This is a genomic window from Spongiivirga sp. MCCC 1A20706 (assembly GCF_046524175.1).
GTDB lineage: Bacteria > Bacteroidota > Bacteroidia > Flavobacteriales > Flavobacteriaceae > Spongiivirga.
Map to the genome: position 1 here is coordinate 239,108 of NZ_JBEFZF010000002.1, position 16,296 is coordinate 255,403.

17 protein-coding genes are annotated in these 16,296 nt (G+C 36.5%); 12 read left to right on the top strand and 5 right to left on the bottom strand.

Annotated features, from left to right (window positions below; genetic code table 11):
* The first annotated feature begins 55 nt into the window (after positions 1–55).
* The 10 genes from ABN763_RS05080 to ABN763_RS05125 all read left to right on the top strand — a co-directional run bounded on the left by ABN763_RS05080 (position 56) and on the right by ABN763_RS05125 (position 8,011).
* The gene (locus ABN763_RS05080) at positions 56–220 is read left to right on the top strand and encodes a hypothetical protein (RefSeq protein WP_410484351.1); all 165 of its coding nucleotides are present in this window, start codon (positions 56–58) and stop codon (positions 218–220) included.
* A 669-nt stretch (positions 221–889) separates the two neighbouring features.
* On the top strand, positions 890–1,423 hold the full coding sequence (locus tag ABN763_RS05085; RefSeq protein ID WP_410484352.1) for a YceD family protein: 534 nt from the start codon (positions 890–892) through the stop codon (positions 1,421–1,423).
* Positions 1,424–1,432: 9 nt separating this feature from the next.
* Complete coding sequence (gene rpmF, locus ABN763_RS05090; RefSeq protein WP_410484353.1) at positions 1,433–1,630, top strand: 50S ribosomal protein L32; 198 nt, start codon at positions 1,433–1,435, stop codon at positions 1,628–1,630.
* A gap of 224 nt (positions 1,631–1,854) precedes the next feature.
* Positions 1,855–2,850, top strand: a complete 996-nt coding sequence (locus ABN763_RS05095; RefSeq protein WP_410484354.1) for a beta-ketoacyl-ACP synthase III — start codon at positions 1,855–1,857, stop codon at positions 2,848–2,850.
* 30 nt (positions 2,851–2,880) lie between these two features.
* Positions 2,881–3,378 carry an acetyl-CoA carboxylase biotin carboxyl carrier protein gene (accB, locus tag ABN763_RS05100; protein ID WP_410484355.1) on the top strand — a complete coding sequence of 166 codons (498 nt, stop codon included), beginning with the start codon at positions 2,881–2,883 and terminating at the stop codon, positions 3,376–3,378.
* 76 nt (positions 3,379–3,454) lie between these two features.
* Entirely contained in the window at positions 3,455–4,807 is a 1,353-nt protein-coding gene (gene accC, locus ABN763_RS05105) for an acetyl-CoA carboxylase biotin carboxylase subunit (RefSeq protein WP_410484356.1), read from the top strand.
* A 143-nt stretch (positions 4,808–4,950) separates the two neighbouring features.
* Complete coding sequence (locus ABN763_RS05110; RefSeq protein WP_410484357.1) at positions 4,951–6,063, top strand: NAD(P)/FAD-dependent oxidoreductase; 1,113 nt, start codon at positions 4,951–4,953, stop codon at positions 6,061–6,063.
* 33 nt (positions 6,064–6,096) lie between these two features.
* Complete coding sequence (locus tag ABN763_RS05115; protein WP_410484358.1) at positions 6,097–6,453, top strand: hypothetical protein; 357 nt, start codon at positions 6,097–6,099, stop codon at positions 6,451–6,453.
* Positions 6,454–6,594: 141 nt separating this feature from the next.
* On the top strand, positions 6,595–7,614 hold the full coding sequence (gene pheS, locus ABN763_RS05120) for a phenylalanine--tRNA ligase subunit alpha (protein ID WP_410484908.1): 1,020 nt from the start codon (positions 6,595–6,597) through the stop codon (positions 7,612–7,614).
* A 1-nt stretch (position 7,615) separates the two neighbouring features.
* Positions 7,616–8,011, top strand: a complete 396-nt coding sequence (locus ABN763_RS05125; RefSeq protein ID WP_410484359.1) for a hypothetical protein — start codon at positions 7,616–7,618, stop codon at positions 8,009–8,011.
* On the opposite strand, the gene ABN763_RS05130 is transcribed toward ABN763_RS05125, so the two are convergent.
* Together ABN763_RS05130 and ABN763_RS05135 are read right to left on the bottom strand one after the other, a co-directional pair.
* Complete coding sequence (locus ABN763_RS05130) at positions 8,005–10,503, bottom strand: hypothetical protein (protein WP_410484360.1); 2,499 nt, start codon at positions 10,501–10,503, stop codon at positions 8,005–8,007. The two genes, ABN763_RS05125 and ABN763_RS05130, sit on opposite strands and share 7 nt — an antisense overlap.
* Positions 10,504–10,522: 19 nt before the next feature.
* Complete coding sequence (locus ABN763_RS05135) at positions 10,523–11,518, bottom strand: NAD(P)H-dependent glycerol-3-phosphate dehydrogenase (protein ID WP_410484361.1); 996 nt, start codon at positions 11,516–11,518, stop codon at positions 10,523–10,525.
* A 123-nt stretch (positions 11,519–11,641) separates the two neighbouring features.
* Between ABN763_RS05135 and ABN763_RS05140 the strand changes: the two genes are divergently transcribed.
* Positions 11,642–12,583: a nicotinic acid mononucleotide adenyltransferase gene (locus ABN763_RS05140; RefSeq protein ID WP_410484362.1), complete on the top strand. Its 942-nt coding sequence runs from the start codon at positions 11,642–11,644 to the stop codon at positions 12,581–12,583.
* A 101-nt stretch (positions 12,584–12,684) separates the two neighbouring features.
* Here ABN763_RS05140 and ABN763_RS05145 read toward each other — a convergent pair whose 3' ends face one another.
* Together ABN763_RS05145 and recJ are read right to left on the bottom strand one after the other, a co-directional pair.
* On the bottom strand, positions 12,685–13,035 hold the full coding sequence (locus tag ABN763_RS05145) for a hypothetical protein (RefSeq protein WP_410484363.1): 351 nt from the start codon (positions 13,033–13,035) through the stop codon (positions 12,685–12,687).
* A 72-nt stretch (positions 13,036–13,107) separates the two neighbouring features.
* Positions 13,108–14,796 carry a single-stranded-DNA-specific exonuclease RecJ gene (gene recJ, locus ABN763_RS05150; RefSeq protein WP_410484909.1) on the bottom strand — a complete coding sequence of 563 codons (1,689 nt, stop codon included), beginning with the start codon at positions 14,794–14,796 and terminating at the stop codon, positions 13,108–13,110.
* 151 nt (positions 14,797–14,947) lie between these two features.
* On the opposite strand from recJ, the gene ABN763_RS05155 reads away from it, so the two are divergent.
* Positions 14,948–15,550: a carboxymuconolactone decarboxylase family protein gene (locus ABN763_RS05155; RefSeq protein WP_410484364.1), complete on the top strand. Its 603-nt coding sequence runs from the start codon at positions 14,948–14,950 to the stop codon at positions 15,548–15,550.
* A 167-nt stretch (positions 15,551–15,717) separates the two neighbouring features.
* On the opposite strand, the gene ABN763_RS05160 is transcribed toward ABN763_RS05155, so the two are convergent.
* On the bottom strand, positions 15,718–16,293 hold the full coding sequence (locus ABN763_RS05160; protein ID WP_410484365.1) for a uracil-DNA glycosylase family protein: 576 nt from the start codon (positions 16,291–16,293) through the stop codon (positions 15,718–15,720).
* Positions 16,294–16,296 lie beyond the last annotated feature (3 nt).

Sequence of the window (16,296 nt, forward strand, 5' to 3'; positions counted from 1 at the left end):
TTAGTTTAGGTTTGTGCCATAATATAAAAGTAACTAACTAAATCCCTCAAACATCATGCAAGCAGTTTTAGTACTTAAAGAAGCATATAAAAGAAAATTATCAAACGTAAAAGGTATTGAGGCCGTAACGGTAAAAACATTTACTTGGGTATACCTAACGTTAATTTCTTTAGGCTTGTTAACTTTTGCTTATAACGCAATCGTTTCTTTATTAGGATAGGTAAAGCACTTAAGCTTTTCAACATATAGCCTCTTCGTTGTTTCGAAGGGGCTTTTTTCGTTATTTTTTTGAATAAAACCATACTTTTGATGTGTCTTTTTGATCGCATTTGAAATTGGAAAAAATCAAATCAAACAACACTGTAAAACACCTGTTAGAAAACAAGCTCTTTTTTCTAACACTTGTTACCTATGTATTATTGAGTTTGGCTTCGGGATCTTTTGATATGAAACCAAGCTATAACCAAACTGAAGATTACACAGTCGATTTAAGTTTCTGGATTATTCTATTTGCGTTAATATGTCCTATAATTACATTGCTGTCCTATCTCATCATTCAAATAATAAAAAGAAAAACATCGGTCCTGTTTTCTGCTTTGCATTTGGCTCTAATCATATTGACAGCTGTCGTTTCATTCTACTTTTATGATATACAGTTTTTTGTTTTTATATTATTCATCGCTCAAATCATCGTTTTTTTCTTGAATTTGTTATTTGTAATAGGTGTTTTGGCCAAAAAATAGACTGATATCGAGAACAGATTTACAAGCCCGTTATGTTATTTAATGTATGAACATAAAAAAGTTGATAACCAGCACTAAAACTTAATATTTTTTATATCTTTGCACCCGCCTTTGAATAAGGTGTTTTTTGAACTTGATGTTGCGATATGAAGCAGTTGAAGGAATATAATATCCCATTTGTTGGGTTGAAAGTAGGAAAGCATCAGTTTGAATATGAAGTAGGCAAGACGTTCTTTGAGACTTTTGAATATGATGATTTTAACGATGTTAATGTAAAGGTCGATTTATTGCTTGAAAAAAAAAGCAATATGCTTGAGCTAGCATTTACATCATCGGGATCGGTAAATATTAATTGTGATATTACCAACGAACCCTTTGATCAGTATACCGACGGAGCACTTAATTTAGTTGTAAAATTTGGAGATGAGTACAATGACGAAAATGAAGAGTTACTCATTTTACCACATGGCGAGTATCAAATTAATATCGCTCAGTATATATATGAGATGATCGTGTTGAGTATTCCTTCAAAAAGAATACATCCTGGTGTAAAAGACGGCAGTTTAAAATCAGACATATTAGAAAAGTTAGAAGAGCTTCAGCCAAAACAAACTGATGAAGATTCAGGGGAAATAGATCCCCGTTGGGACACATTAAAAAAACTATTAACGGATAAATAATTAAGTACAATGGCACATCCTAAGAGAAAAATCTCTAAAACAAGAAGAGACAAAAGACGTACTCACTATAAAGCCACTGCACCTCAAATTGCAATTGATAAAACTACTGGAGAGTCTCACCTTTATCACAGGGCTCACTGGCATGAAGGTAAATTGTACTACCGAGGAAAAGTGCTAATTGATAATACTGAGGAAAACGCAGCTTAATACAATAGGCTATTTTAAACGCATAACTCTCACTTAGGTGGGAGTTTTTTTATGTACAAGAATTAGTTATCGCTAACTTTTTCATACTAAACGCTTTCAAACTAAAAACGAGCTTTCTTGTTAAAAATGACGCTTTTTTGACTCGTTTAGTCATATTTTTAGTAATTTTCCACACTTTTTTGAATGTTTTGGCCTTCTGAGAGGGACCTAACTAAAACCAAGATATGAGTAAAACCAAGGCAGCTATTACCGCTGTAGGAGCTTATCTCCCAGAATACCGGTTAACTAACCAAATTCTGGAAACAATGGTAGATACCAACGATGAGTGGATTACTACCAGAACAGGAATAAAAGAACGCCGCATTCTTAAAGATAAGGATAAAGGGGCTTCCTTTATGGCCATCAAAGCCGCAGAAGATTTACTTTCAAAAAGCGGTATCGATCCCAAAGAAATTGATATGGTTATTGTAGCGACTGCTACACCTGATATGCAGGCAGCTGCTACCGCAGTTTATGTTGCTTCAGAAATTGGGGCAGACAACGCCTTTGGGTTTGATTTAGAAGCGGCATGTTCCAGCTTTTTGTATGGAATGTCTACCGCTGCTAGTTACATTGAATCTGGACGCTATAAAAAAATACTACTCATAGGGGCAGACAAAATGTCCTCAATCATAAATTATAAAGACAGAACCACCTGCATCATCTTTGGAGATGGCGCAGGTGCTGTTCTTTTTGAGCCAAACGAAGAAGGTTTCGGTCTGCAAGACGAATTTTTAAGAGGCAATGGTGTAGGTCGTGAGTTTTTAAATGTTGCAGCGGGAGGTTCGGTGATGCCGGCAACAGAGGAAACTGTTCGCGAAGGCAAACATTTTGTAAAACAAGATGGTAAAACAGTCTTTAAATTCGCGGTGTCTAATATGGCCGATGTAAGTGTGAAAATACTGGAGCGCAACGCACTCACTAATGAAGATGTAGATTGGCTAGTGCCGCATCAAGCTAATATGCGTATTATTGATGCTACCGCTAATCGTGTAGGATTACCGGAAGAAAAGGTAATGAAGAATATTGCTAAATATGGCAATACCACTTCGGCTACATTACCATTATTATTATTTGATTACGAAAAGAAACTTAAAAAAGGCGACAAACTCGTTTTTGCGGCTTTCGGCGGTGGATTCACCTGGGGAGCCATATATTTAACCTGGGCTTATAATTCTTAAAAACCAAAAGTATTCCTAACTAAACACTATATGGAACTAAAAGAAATTCAAAACCTGATCAAGTTCGTAGCTAAATCTGGTGCGAGCGAAGTTAAGTTGGAAATGGATGATATTAAAATCACCATTAAAACCGGTACCGAAGGCGATGCTAGAGGTGGCGAGACTACAATTTTACAACAAGTACCTATGGCTGCAGCCATGCCAGCGGCACCCGCAGCTCCAGCAGTGCCAGCGGCACCCGCACCGGCGGCAGAAGCAGCAGCTCCGGCAGCTGATGATGACTCGAAATACATCACTATAAAATCACCAATTATAGGAACATTCTATAGAAAGCCAGCACCAGACAAGCCTGTTTTTGCTGAGGTAGGTCAAACGATAGCAGAAGGTGATGTACTTTGTGTGATTGAAGCAATGAAGCTTTTTAATGAAATTGAATCAGAGGTTTCAGGTAAAATTGTGAAAATATTAGTTGATGATTCTTCTCCGGTAGAGTTCGATCAACCATTATTCCTTGTAGACCCATCATAAGTTAAATTCCAATGTCCAATATCCAAAACCCGTTTTGCTGGGATTTGGGGCTTGGAGTTTGATTATTTGTATCGATATGTTTAAGAAGATATTAATTGCCAATAGAGGGGAAATCGCACTGCGTGTAATTCGTACTTGTAAGGAAATGGGTATTCAAACGGTTGCGGTATATTCTACTGCCGATGCCGAAAGTTTACATGTACGCTTTGCAGACGAAGCGGTATGTATAGGTCCCGCGCCCAGTAGTGAGTCGTATTTAAAAATATCAAATATTATTGCTGCGGCAGAAATTACCAACGCCGATGCAATTCATCCCGGTTACGGATTTTTGTCTGAGAATGCTAAGTTCTCAAAGATTTGTGAAGAGCACGATATTAAGTTTATAGGTGCTTCTGCAGAGATGATTGAAAAAATGGGTGATAAGGCTACTGCTAAAGCAACCATGAAAGCGGCAAAAGTACCTACCGTGCCTGGTTCAGACGGAATCATAAAGGATTTCAAAGAGTGTGAAAAACTTGCTGCTAAAACAGGATATCCGGTCATGCTTAAGGCTACTGCTGGAGGTGGTGGTAAAGGAATGCGGGCCGTTTGGAAAAAAGAAGACCTTAAAAAAGCTTGGGATAGTGCCAGACAAGAGTCGGCTGCAGCTTTTGGTAATGATGGTATGTATATGGAAAAACTTATTGAAGAGCCAAGACATATCGAAATACAAGTGGTAGGTGATTCAAGAGGGAAGGCCTGTCATTTATCAGAAAGAGATTGCTCTGTACAACGTCGTCATCAGAAATTAACCGAAGAAACACCTTCGCCATTCATGACAGACAAACTTCGCAAGAAAATGGGTGAAGCGGCTGTTAAAGCAGCTGAATATATTAAATACGAGGGAGCTGGAACGGTAGAGTTTTTGGTAGATAAGCACCGCAATTTCTACTTTATGGAAATGAATACACGTATTCAGGTAGAACACCCGATTACCGAACAGGTAATTGATTTCGATTTAATTCGCGAACAGATTTTGGTTGCAGCAGGAGTGCCGATTTCCGGTAAAAACTACACGCCAAAATTACACTCTATAGAATGCCGTATCAATGCGGAGGACCCATATAACAATTTCAGACCTTCTCCAGGTAGAATAACCAATATGCATGCCCCAGGAGGTCATGGTATTCGATTAGACACTCATGTTTACTCAGGATATATTATTCCACCTAATTACGATTCTATGATCGCTAAATTGATCACTACAGCCCAAACGCGGGAGGAGGCGATTAATAAAATGAAGCGCGCCTTGGATGAGTTTGTAATTGAGGGAATTAAAACCACTATTCCGTTTCATCGTCAGTTAATGGATCATCCCGATTATGTATCAGGTAATTACACCACGGCATTTATGGATGACTTTGAAATGAAGCCTGAAGAAAAGGAATAAAAAGAATATTAAATACTACGAACCCTGGAATCTTCCGGGGTTTTTTATTCATGGCAACTATCATAGCAATACTTCAATATTGCGATGATGATTTACTTTTCCATCAATCTAAAATTGTAATTTGTGCATCTAAATTTAGGTAGATGCAACTGAGCTACTGGGAACAAAAATCATGGCTTTCGAATGTCAATTTCACTATCGTGGGTAGTGGTATTGTTGGTCTTAGCTGTGCACTTCAGCTCAAAGAAAAATATCCCAAAAGCAAAGTGCTAATTCTAGAAAAAGGGATTTTGCCACAGGGGGCAAGTACCAAAAATGCTGGATTCGCGTGTTTTGGAAGTGCTTCAGAACTATTAGACGACCTTAATGCTCATTCTGAAGATGAAGTGGTCAACCTCGTTGTAAAACGGTGGCAGGGCCTTTACCAACTAAGAACAATGATTGGGGACACAAATCTTGATTTTCAGCCTCATGGAGGATACGAGCTATTTATAGACAAAGATGCTCAACTAGAATCGGAATGCTTGAGCAAACTAGACTATCTAAATAAGCTTTTATCACCTGTTTTTAAGCAAGATGTCTTTTCGGTTAAACCGAATAAATTCGGTTTCAAAAACGTTCGCCCTAATCTAATCTTTAATCAGTTTGAGGGGCAGATCGATACTGGAAAAATGATGAACACATTGCTTAAGAAAGTTCAGGAAAAAGGCATTAACATTTTAAATAACACAACAGTTACGGACTATCAAGATCAAAATAACCGGGTTGTTGTAAATACCAACCATTTTCAGCTAACAACTGAAAAATTATTGATTGCAACAAACGGATTCGCCTCAAAATTGGGGATTGATAAAGTAAGCCCTGCAAGAGCACAAGTATTAATCACTAAGCCCATTAAAAATTTAGAAATTAAAGGCACTTTTCATCTTGATAAAGGGTACTATTATTTTAGAAATATAGATAATAGAATCTTATTTGGAGGTGGTCGAAACCTTGATTTCAAGGGTGAAACCACCACTGATTTTGCTACTACCGACCAAATTCAAAATAGCTTAGAATACTTACTTAAAACCACCATTTTGCCCGATGCTGATTTTGAAATTGATCAACGTTGGACTGGTATAATGGGTGTTGGTAGTCAAAAAGAGGCGATTGTAAAAGCTTTAGATAATAATGTTTTATGCGGAGTTCGACTTGGGGGAATGGGTGTTGCTATTGGAAGCTTAATTGGTCAGGAATTAGGAGATTTAGTGTGATTAAAAGTATTGCAAATACTACTTTTGTAAACTATGACAAGAGACGAACAGTTAAAGGAGCGTTGGGAACTGTTAGTTACCAAATTATCTGATCAATTTTCTGATGGTGAAAACTTAGATCTAGATGGAATCATATATTTAGTAGGCGTCCAAGAACTTGGACAACTCCACCGAAGCTTCAAAAAAGATGAAAAGCTCAACCTAATGCACATTGCAATATGCCGTTTGTTAGAGCCTTATGGCTTTTATGAATTTGACTTTTTTGATGATGATGGTTGGCCCCATTATAAAGTAAAAGAACAATTACCCAGCCTAAAAGCGGGAGAGCAATCTATTTTAATGAAAGAAGCAATAGTAGGGTATTTTTTAGAATTAGAGTATATAAACTAATGATCTTTCATCTTTTATTTAGGGGGCGTTGATATTTTCTTCAGTTTCGTTGGTAAAGTGTGTCAACATAACAAACAGCTAATTTCTTGAAGGATAATCGCCTTTAAATAGCTAAATTTGGCGCTTGAAATATCATTGATGATGCTCGATACGATTAAAGCACATATTGCAGAGGTAGAACAATTTACTGCCGACACCAAGGAGAAGGTAGAAGAATTCCGTATAAAATATTTGGGTAGAAAAGGTCTTATTAAAGAATTTTTCACCGAGTTTAAAAATGTACCTGTTGATCAGAAAAAAGATTTTGGTCAGGTAGTCAACACTCTTCAAAATCTTGTTAAAAATAAGATTGAAGAGGCAAAGTCCTCATTAGAAAGCAGTACGGAGCTAGCAGGATTATATGGCGACTTAACACGGCCAGGAAATGCTATTGAAATTGGTGCTCGTCATCCTATTTCAATAGTAAAAAATCAGATCATTGATATCTTTTCTCGTATTGGGTTTAATGTATCTGAAGGACCGGAAATTGAAGACGATTGGCATAATTTTACCGCATTAAACTTACCGGAATACCATCCAGCTCGTGATATGCAGGACACCTTTTTCATACAAACGAATCCTGACATTTTGTTGCGTACGCATACCTCGTCTGTGCAGGTACGCTACATGGAAAATAACAAACCACCAATTAGGACAATATCTCCTGGAAGAGTATATCGAAACGAAGCAATTTCGGCCAGATCGCACTGCTTTTTTCATCAAGTAGAAGGGTTGTATATTGACAAAGATGTTTCGTTTGCTGACCTAAAGCAAACCTTGCAATATTTTACAACGGAGATGTTTGGAAAATCTAAAATACGACTTCGCCCATCGTATTTTCCCTTTACTGAACCCAGTGCTGAAGTAGATGTGTATTGGGGACTAGAAACCGAAACTGATTATAAAATGACCAAAGGTACTGGTTGGTTAGAAATTATGGGATGCGGTATGGTCGATCCACAGGTGCTAGAAAACTGCGGCATCGATTCAAAAGAGTATTCGGGTTTTGCTTTTGGTATGGGTATCGATCGCATTGCGCTATTACTACATCAAATTCCTGACATTCGCTTGCTAAGTGAGAATGATATTCGATTTTTAGAACAGTTTAAATCGGCTTTATAAGGTGAGAAAAGATATTCAAATACCCGAAGTTAAAAATGTACATGTAGCGGTAGTACAAGAGTACAATTCGGAATTTGAATGGAATGATTGGAACGCTTATATCATCAACAATCGAATGGATGCGATAGAGGGTGTTTTAATAGTCTCTAAAGGGTATGATGAACATAGAAAAACATCTACCATGCGTCATAGTTTTCCGAAAATTGAGGCGAAGTCTTTTGCTAAAATTGAATTGATGCAAGAAGACGTACTTAGTTTGAACAATGAGTTTCAAGTAACTTTTTTTGCTGGTGGGATGTTGTATGATAAAAAGTTCCTTTTTAGAAAAAATACCATCAATGTAAAGGCTTTACAAAATGTGCCGAATATGAAGCTTCGGGGTGTATTGGTTCAATAAACATTGACTGAAAACTCATAAACACCGAACAAACCATCATCGGTATACACGTCGACGAATCCTTTATAAACCCCTCGATTGTCAGAGGTAAAAAATGTGATTGTCGCCTTGCCCTCATTATCCGTTGCTATATCGGTCTCCCAATGAAGGGTTTTTCTGTTGTCAAAATCGAAATTTTCTGAAGAGTCAATATATTTAGTATCCTCAAATTTCTTATCTGAATAAAAGGAGTTTATGAGAACAAAGTCTTTTGGTTTGTTGTTTGGTGACTCCTTCCTTTCTGGGGCTTTGTACTGTATTAAGGTGCCATAGTTATCTCTATAAAATTCACCATCTATTGGGGCGTAACCTTGCTTGTGATTAATACAATTTAAAATATTGTATTCCACACATACATAGTCATAAACATTACCAGCAAATAAACCATAAATAGCAGCGTTCTTGCCTCTGTTTTTGTATTGTGCTTTTACCACAACTTCATCTAAATAATTCATGCTATTTAGATTAAAACTTCGTATTTGGTCTTCTAGCTGACTGTTTTTTTCAAAATTTTGAAGGGTATATACCTCTGGGTATTCCAAAGTAATTTTACTGTCTCCAAAAATATTATTGTCATTATCAAGTATTTTAATTACCCCATCGGCAACTGTTGTTTTAACGAAAAGGGATTCTCCTCTAAAATAATTCAATACTTCTTTTGTTATTCTAAACATTCCATTTTCATTGGTTTTATGGAGTGATACACCATTTGAATTAAACAGTTGTATGTCGGAGACTCCCGAAGATTTGAGCGTTCCCGATTTAGTTTTTACCATCACCTTACCCACAATATCTTCTTGAATATCGAACTTACCGTGTTTAGTAATTTGATTTGACGCGCTCCATATATACGTGTCAGGTTTGATGTTTAATAGTAGGAGATTTAGTGAGTCAGTACCATTAAGGTTGTTTTTAAAGTAAATACCGGGTTTCGAAATGTTTTCTTTTAAATTACTTTCCAAAAGAAAGTAAGAAGCGATGTTTCTATCTTGAACTACATCGTCATATAAATGATCAAACACCCTCATACTTAATTTTGCCTTTTTTGGTAGATTTTTACGGTCTTTTATTTTGAGTTGTATTACTACTTTTGAGCGTGGTGAATAACTGTCTTCTAGGCTATTGAGTTGTTCTACATATAACTTATTGCCGGCATGTACATACAGTAATCTGCTAAATAATAGCTGTAGGTTTTTGTCAAAAATGGCCACTTCAACGATTCCGGGAGGAGCGCGATCAATTGGAATAGATAGCAACTGCTCATTCCTAATAAGATTACCTTTACCCATCCAGTGTATCGATCCTTTTGACTGCACTCGTATAAATATTTCTCCTTTATAAAAGGAAAGATCAGTGGTTTGAAAAAGAATGTCTGCATGTTGTTGATCCAAATTTTGAAGACTGAAAATGGCTCCATTTTTAGTTGCTTTTGGAAGCTCAAAAATCAGCGTTGGATCGCTAAGGGATTGAATGGAGTAGTTTTTATTTGGTTTAGGCTTAATTTTAAAAGAACCCATACCATAAAAAGAGGTCTTTACAGTGTCTATAGGTACATTATCTTCTCGAAGTAATCCTTGAAAGTTTGTTGGACGACCATTTTTTAAAATCGCTTTGAAACCTATATTTTGGTTTAATGTAGTAGTTAGAGAATCCGACTCTGGATAAAAGTGAATTTCAGGAGTTTTAAGATCATCTATCGAAAGAAAAATAGGCGTACGCTGGTTATTTTTTTTCTTATCTATAACTTCACATAAAAAGTTTTTAAAAGCTGAAGCCTTTTTAATATCAATAGTAATGATCGCTTTACCGGTGCTGTCCGTTATTGTTTTTGCTAGCACTGATTCACCATTACTACTAATTCCTTTTAGCCTTAGTTTGGTTTTTTTGGCAACAGCACCTGACCTAGATGTGAGTTTAAATTGTACTTGAAGTTTCTCTAAATCTAAAAGTTCTTGTTCGTATGATATGAGCACCTTAGGTATTAATGTTTCTTTGATCTCAAGTCGTTTTATTGTTTTGTAGAAGGTTTGGCCTGGCTGAATAGCATGTTTTGTGTAACCAACCAAATGGTAAATACCAGGGGTCAAAAATTCTTGTAAGTATATTCTACCTTGAACAATGGCATCTTTAATAGGAAATTTAGCCTTTACAATCACTTCATTTTCTGAATTGAGTAAGGTCAAGAAAAACACTTTTGATCTGTCATCTGCACTAAGATCGTGAGCATTTTTTAGGACAGCGTGAAACCATACATTTTCTTGGGTTTCATAAATATCCTTATCTGTTTGAAGGTAGATTTGTTGATTAGGAAACTGGTTAGCTGTATTCAATACAGGTACAACTAGTGCCTGCTCCTGATTTTTGGAAAGGATTGTCGATTGCCCCTTAATTAGAATCACAAACCCAAGACATATGAAGAAAGAAATATATCGTATGTGATTTTGTCTAGGCATTAATGATTATATGTAAAGATTAATCCATTTTTTGAGACAGCTTTTTAAACACTTTTTTAGGCTCTTTATGCTGATATAAAATGGCATAAACAGCATCAATTATTGGAGTATCTGCACCATTCTTTTGATTTAATTTATAGGCACTTTTTACTGCATAATAACCCTCAGCGATCATGTTCATTTCCATTTGAGCCGATTTTACCGTGTATCCTTTCCCGATCATGTTACCAAACAAACGATTTCTACTAAAAATAGAATAACCCGTTACTAAAAGGTCTCCTAAATAAGCTGAATTATTGATTTTGCGTTTCATTTTGTGAACCTTTTTAATAAAACGGCTCATCTCTCTTATGGCATTGCTCATTAAAACGCTTTGAAAGTTATCGCCATAGCCCAAGCCATGAGCAATTCCTGCCGCTATTGCATAAATGTTTTTAAGTACAGCAGCATATTCAGTACCAATGATGTCTTCAGTAACCTTTGTTTTAATGTATTTGCTGGATAGTGCCTTCGCAACAATGTCGGCTTTATCTTCATCATCACAAGCAATGGTTAAATAAGAAAGTCTTTCAAGTGCAACTTCTTCGGCATGGCAAGGCCCTGTAATAACCCCGATATTTTTAAAGGGAATGTCGTAAATATCATGAAAATGCTCACCAACAATCTTACTGCTTTCAGGAACAATTCCCTTAATGGCAGAAAATATGATTTTGTCCTCTAAAGACTCTGTTAGCTTTTCTAATTCGGCACTTAAAAAAGCAGAAGGGATGGCAAAAATCAGGTAGTTTGCTTCAGCAACGATTTCATTTATATCATTGCTAAGCTTCAGTTTTTCAGTGTTGAACTCTACGGCACTTAGATAATTAGGATTATGTTTTTCATTTATTAAATGTTCTTTAGCATAAATACTACGCATATACCAGCCTATTTCATCTAGGTTTTCTGATAACATTTTGACAATTGCAGTTGCCCAGCTGCCACCGCCTAATACGGCAATTTTAGGAAAATTACTCATCCTCTAAGATTAAATAACACAAAATTGAAAAGCACTAAACCAATTTAAAACATTGATAATAAATCACTTATGTTTTTGGCACGATGCTTGAAATATTTCAAACAGATCAAAAACGAATAGATTATGAAGATAGCTAAATTACTTACGGTTTTTGCAATGACAAGTATATTATTTACTTCGTGTGTTGCTATAATAGAAGACGACGATTTTGTAGTTGTACCCGAAGTAACATTGGGAGAACTATTAATTTCTTATGATTTGTGGTATGTGAATATCAATGAAACACAAGGAAATGGTGAAGTGCCTTTTTTGCAACGCGCCTTTACCGTAACGTTTGACAACGACTATACTATGTACGCTAATAATAATTTAGTCGGCATAGGAAATCGAGGTAATGGGCTGGGAATTGATGTTGGAAGCTATGATACGTTTGGAAAGTTTATTGAGATAGATCATGATGTTGATGGATTATGGAGGCTTGAAGTTTTTCAAAGGGGTGATAACAGAATAGAGATTTACGATCGCACAAGTAATACCAGTTATTACTTGACAGGTTATCAAAAGTATAACTTTGATTATGACTTCGTGTTCTATGATAATATTCAGTATTTCTTGCAGGAATACAACACTTGGGAAAAGACCTTTGTGAGTGAAGAAGGAGCATTGAATGATTTTGATGCCGAAAACTTCTTAGCCTTTTTAGCTGATGGTAACGGCGATACGTTCTTATCATCAACAGATGCGAGTGGAACCCCCATTAGAAATATTCAGTATGACTATGAAGGTATTTATGAAGTCTTTGATATCGCAGGAGAAAACAAGGTGAAAACCTTAACACTAGATTATGATTTTTTAGGCAATGACTACTTCGAATTATACGTTATTAATGACAACACGATCGAATTGTATCATCCAGATTCAGAAACGATATATGAGTTCAAGGGAAGAGGATACACGCAATTCTTGAAACAAGAATCGAAGAAAGGAACAACAAGTAAAAAACGTAAAAAGACCATTAACAAGACAATGAAAGTTAAGGTCAGAAGAGATAAAAAAGTTAGTTAAATTTTGGTTGGTTATTTAGTTTGGAAAACCGCTCCTACTACTTCAAAAAGGGGCGGTTTTTTCTTTGTCTTTATTTGACAGGCATGATACTCAATACCCTATTAATTAGGGCAAACTTCTTGAATTAAACGATTCATTTTTATTTGGAACAAAACACCTTTTATTAAATCGTCAATGGCATAAAGCTCTTTTTGGGTTACAGCAAAATCGATAAAATTACAAGGGCTTTTAAGCAAAATATTCCTACACTCATTAGCATAGGGGCATTGGTTGCAATAGGTTTTAAGCGAATGTGCTATTTGCAGTTTAAACTTTTCAAGTTGATTAATGGTTAAATAAAATCCAGTGTCCCTGAAAACCAACTGCACTTTCTTATCTAACAAATCGGCTTCTTTTTTCCAATAAAATCCGATTCCTACCTCGTTATGATATATTCTTTTAATCTCTTGCATGATACTTTGGATTGAAGCGATAAAGATATTAATTTTATTTAGACTAAATATAAATAAAATTTCAAAAGAGTGTTATCGAATATCCTTAATCTTTAATTGCAGACTCACACTCCCATTCCACTCATTTTCATCGATAGTGTAGGCAACATCAAAAGGTTTTCTCTCTGTAATAAGATCCTTTTTATGACCTAGGCCAAAACCAATACCAACTATAGGTTCTGATTGATCTTGTGACATGGTAGTTCGCAAGTGACTTTCATCGGTACCTACGCATTTTCCGTATCCAGTATCCTGTACTTGCTGACTCATAAATACGGGAGTCATGTTTCCTGGACCGAAAGGTGAAAACTGTTTTAAAATGCGATAAAACTTTGGAGTGATATGTTCCAGTTTTAGTTCTTGAATAATCGATAGTTCCGGGGTCAGCAGTTTCCTATCAATCGTATTTGCAACTACTTCTTCAAACTTATTTTTAAAAGCTTCATATTGCTCCGGTAACAAGGTCAGTCCCGCGGCGTATTTGTGTCCACCAAATTGCTCGATATGTTCAGAACACTCCTGCAAGGCATTATATACATCAAACCCTTTAACTGACCTGGCGGAGGCCGCCAACTTATCCCCACTTTTGGTAAATACTAGCGTAGGGCGATAGTAGGTTTCAGTTAGTCTAGAAGCTACAATACCAATAACACCTTTATGCCAGTTTTCATTGTACACTACTGTTGTTAGCCGATCTTGCTCATCATTTTCTTCAATTTGTAATAAAGCTTCGGACGTAATTTCTTTATCCAAAGACCTTCTATCAGTATTAAAGGCTTCGATTTGAGAAGCAAATTCTATCGCAATATTCAAATCAGTTTCTGTAAGCAGTTCAACAGCGTGCAGACCATGTTTCATGCGTCCTGCTGCATTAATTCGTGGAGCAATTATAAACACAACATCAGTAATGGTTAATATTGGTTTTTTAAGTTGTTTAATAATTGCTTCAAAACCAGCTCTGGGTTGAGTATTGATCACTTGCAACCCAAAATAGGCAAGCACCCTATTTTCTCCTGTTATGGGAACAATGTCAGCACCAATGGCAGTCGCAACCAGATCGAGATACGGAATAAGATCATCAATAGTCTGACCGAATAATACGGACAAGGCTTGTATTAATTTAAAGCCAACTCCACAACCGCATAATTCATCATAAGGGTAGTTACAATCTTCTTGTTTTGGATCTAAAACAGCAACCGCATTAGGAATTTGGTTACCCGGGCGGTGATGATCACAAATTATAAAATCAATTCTCTTTTCTTTGGCATAAGCCACCTTTTCAATAGCTTTTATGCCACAATCCAATGCGATAATCAGACTAATTCCGTTATCATCCGCGTAGTCAATTCCTTTATAAGAAATCCCGTATCCTTCATCATATCTATCAGGAATGTAGGTTGTCACATTTGGATAAATTGACAATAAAAAGGATGATACTAAAGCAACCGCAGTAGTTCCATCTACATCATAATCTCCATAAATCATGATGGTTTCATTGTTGGAAATTGCCGTTTGAATACGATCAACGGCCTTTTGCATATCCTTCATTAAAAAAGGATCATGCAAATCGTCTAAAGCGGGTCTGAAAAACTGCTTTGCTTCTTCATACGTTTCAATACCCCGTTGCGCTAAAAGCGATGCAACTGTTGAATTGATTCCCAAGACTTTTTTAAGGTGATTTACCGTTGTGGTTGAAGGTTTAGCTTGCAGTGTCCAGCGCATAATTCTAAATGAAATTCCAACCTCCAAAATACAAATTACAATTTTGGATTTTGGGATTTGATCATTGGAATTTAACAAAGCTATATTGTACCTTGCCCAACGATAAAACAGAAATTATTAATCTTTCACAATACATTATTAATTAAAAAATATGGCTTTAGTTACACCTTTAGACCCGTCACATGATCCTGAAACAAGAGAGTTGGCAGAATTTTTCAATGAAACATTGGGCTTTTGCCCAAATTCAGTGTTGACTATGCAGCGTCGCCCAGCTATAAGTAAGGCATTTATTAACCTAAATAAGGCTGTAATGGCAAATGAAGGCCGTGTAACATCAGCCTTAAAAAGAATGATCGCTTGGGTGAGTAGTAATGCGACTGGTTGTCGTTATTGTCAAGCGCATGCTATTCGTGCTGCAGAGCGCTATGGAGCTGAGCAGGAACAGCTGGATAATATTTGGGAATACCGCACGCATCCTGCCTTTAACGAAGCAGAACGTGCAGCCCTTGATTTTTCATTACAAGCGTCGATGGTACCTAATGCGGTGGACGCTGATATTAAAGAACGTCTTTATAAATATTGGGATGAAGGTGAGATTGTAGAAATGCTTGGGGTTATCTCATTATTTGGATACCTGAATCGCTGGAATGATAGTATGGGGACTACGGTAGAAGAAGGAGCGATTGAAAGTGGCAAACAGTATTTAGGCAAATACGGATGGAATGAGGGGAAGCATAACGGATCACAGTATTAGATATGAGTATTGAGATTTGAGTAATTAGATTTTTATCTCTGAGTAAGATGAGTTGAAGTTGGCCAGATAGGTTCTTTTAAATTATAAAGTTCTAAGGTTTTGAAAACCTTGTGGGTCTAATTTTCATAACAAATACGTGCCAATAATTTTGTCGACTATTAGCATACTCATAGTTTAATGACTTCTCGAACTCGTTTTTGTAACTCGGGAATCACTTCCTGTTCAAACCAAGGATTCTTTGCCTTCCAAAATCGATTTCTAGGTGAAGGATGAGCCAATGGCAGATACTTAGGTAAATAATTCTTGTAGTTTTTTACAGTTTGTGTGAGTGTTTTAAAAGCCCTTTCTTTTAGGTAATACTTTTGGGAAAAAGCACCTATTAGGATTACTAGCTCAGGGCTTTTGATTTGATTCATTAAGGCTTGGTGCCAAAGAGGGGCGCATTCCTGTCTTGGAGGTAGATCGCCAGAACTGCCCTTTCCGGGGTAACAAAACCCCATTGGAATAAAAGCAAATTTTGTTTCATCGTAGAAGTCGAGATCTGAAACCCCTAGCCATTTTCGCAATTGCTTTCCGCTAGCGTCATCCCAAGGAATTCCAGTTTTGTGGACTTTAGTTCCAGGAGCATGTCCGATAATGATAATCTTAGAATCAGGATGAGCGGTTACAATTGGCCGGGGGCCAAGAGGTAGATCTTTTACACAAACTTCACATTTTGCAATTTTTTTTAAAAGAGCGTCCATTGG

Bases quoted from the DNA above. Each gene is read 5' to 3' on its own strand.
- ABN763_RS05140 (WP_410484362.1), top strand. From the start codon at position 11,642: ATGAAGATAGCTAAATTACTTACGGTTTTTGCAATGACAAGTATATTA.
- ABN763_RS05130 (WP_410484360.1), bottom strand. From the start codon at position 10,503: ATGCCTAGACAAAATCACATACGATATATTTCTTTCTTCATATGTCTT.
- accC (WP_410484356.1), top strand. From the start codon at position 3,455: ATGTTTAAGAAGATATTAATTGCCAATAGAGGGGAAATCGCACTGCGT.
- ABN763_RS05115 (WP_410484358.1), top strand. From the start codon at position 6,097: ATGACAAGAGACGAACAGTTAAAGGAGCGTTGGGAACTGTTAGTTACC.
- ABN763_RS05160 (WP_410484365.1), bottom strand. From the start codon at position 16,293: ATGGACGCTCTTTTAAAAAAAATTGCAAAATGTGAAGTTTGTGTAAAA.
- ABN763_RS05145 (WP_410484363.1), bottom strand. From the start codon at position 13,035: ATGCAAGAGATTAAAAGAATATATCATAACGAGGTAGGAATCGGATTT.
- ABN763_RS05095 (WP_410484354.1), top strand. From the start codon at position 1,855: ATGAGTAAAACCAAGGCAGCTATTACCGCTGTAGGAGCTTATCTCCCA.
- accB (WP_410484355.1), top strand. From the start codon at position 2,881: ATGGAACTAAAAGAAATTCAAAACCTGATCAAGTTCGTAGCTAAATCT.
- recJ (WP_410484909.1), bottom strand. From the start codon at position 14,796: ATGCGCTGGACACTGCAAGCTAAACCTTCAACCACAACGGTAAATCAC.
- ABN763_RS05080 (WP_410484351.1), top strand. From the start codon at position 56: ATGCAAGCAGTTTTAGTACTTAAAGAAGCATATAAAAGAAAATTATCA.
- ABN763_RS05135 (WP_410484361.1), bottom strand. From the start codon at position 11,518: ATGAGTAATTTTCCTAAAATTGCCGTATTAGGCGGTGGCAGCTGGGCA.
- pheS (WP_410484908.1), top strand. From the start codon at position 6,595: ATGCTCGATACGATTAAAGCACATATTGCAGAGGTAGAACAATTTACT.
- rpmF (WP_410484353.1), top strand. From the start codon at position 1,433: ATGGCACATCCTAAGAGAAAAATCTCTAAAACAAGAAGAGACAAAAGA.
- ABN763_RS05085 (WP_410484352.1), top strand. From the start codon at position 890: ATGAAGCAGTTGAAGGAATATAATATCCCATTTGTTGGGTTGAAAGTA.
- ABN763_RS05110 (WP_410484357.1), top strand. From the start codon at position 4,951: ATGCAACTGAGCTACTGGGAACAAAAATCATGGCTTTCGAATGTCAAT.
- ABN763_RS05155 (WP_410484364.1), top strand. From the start codon at position 14,948: ATGGCTTTAGTTACACCTTTAGACCCGTCACATGATCCTGAAACAAGA.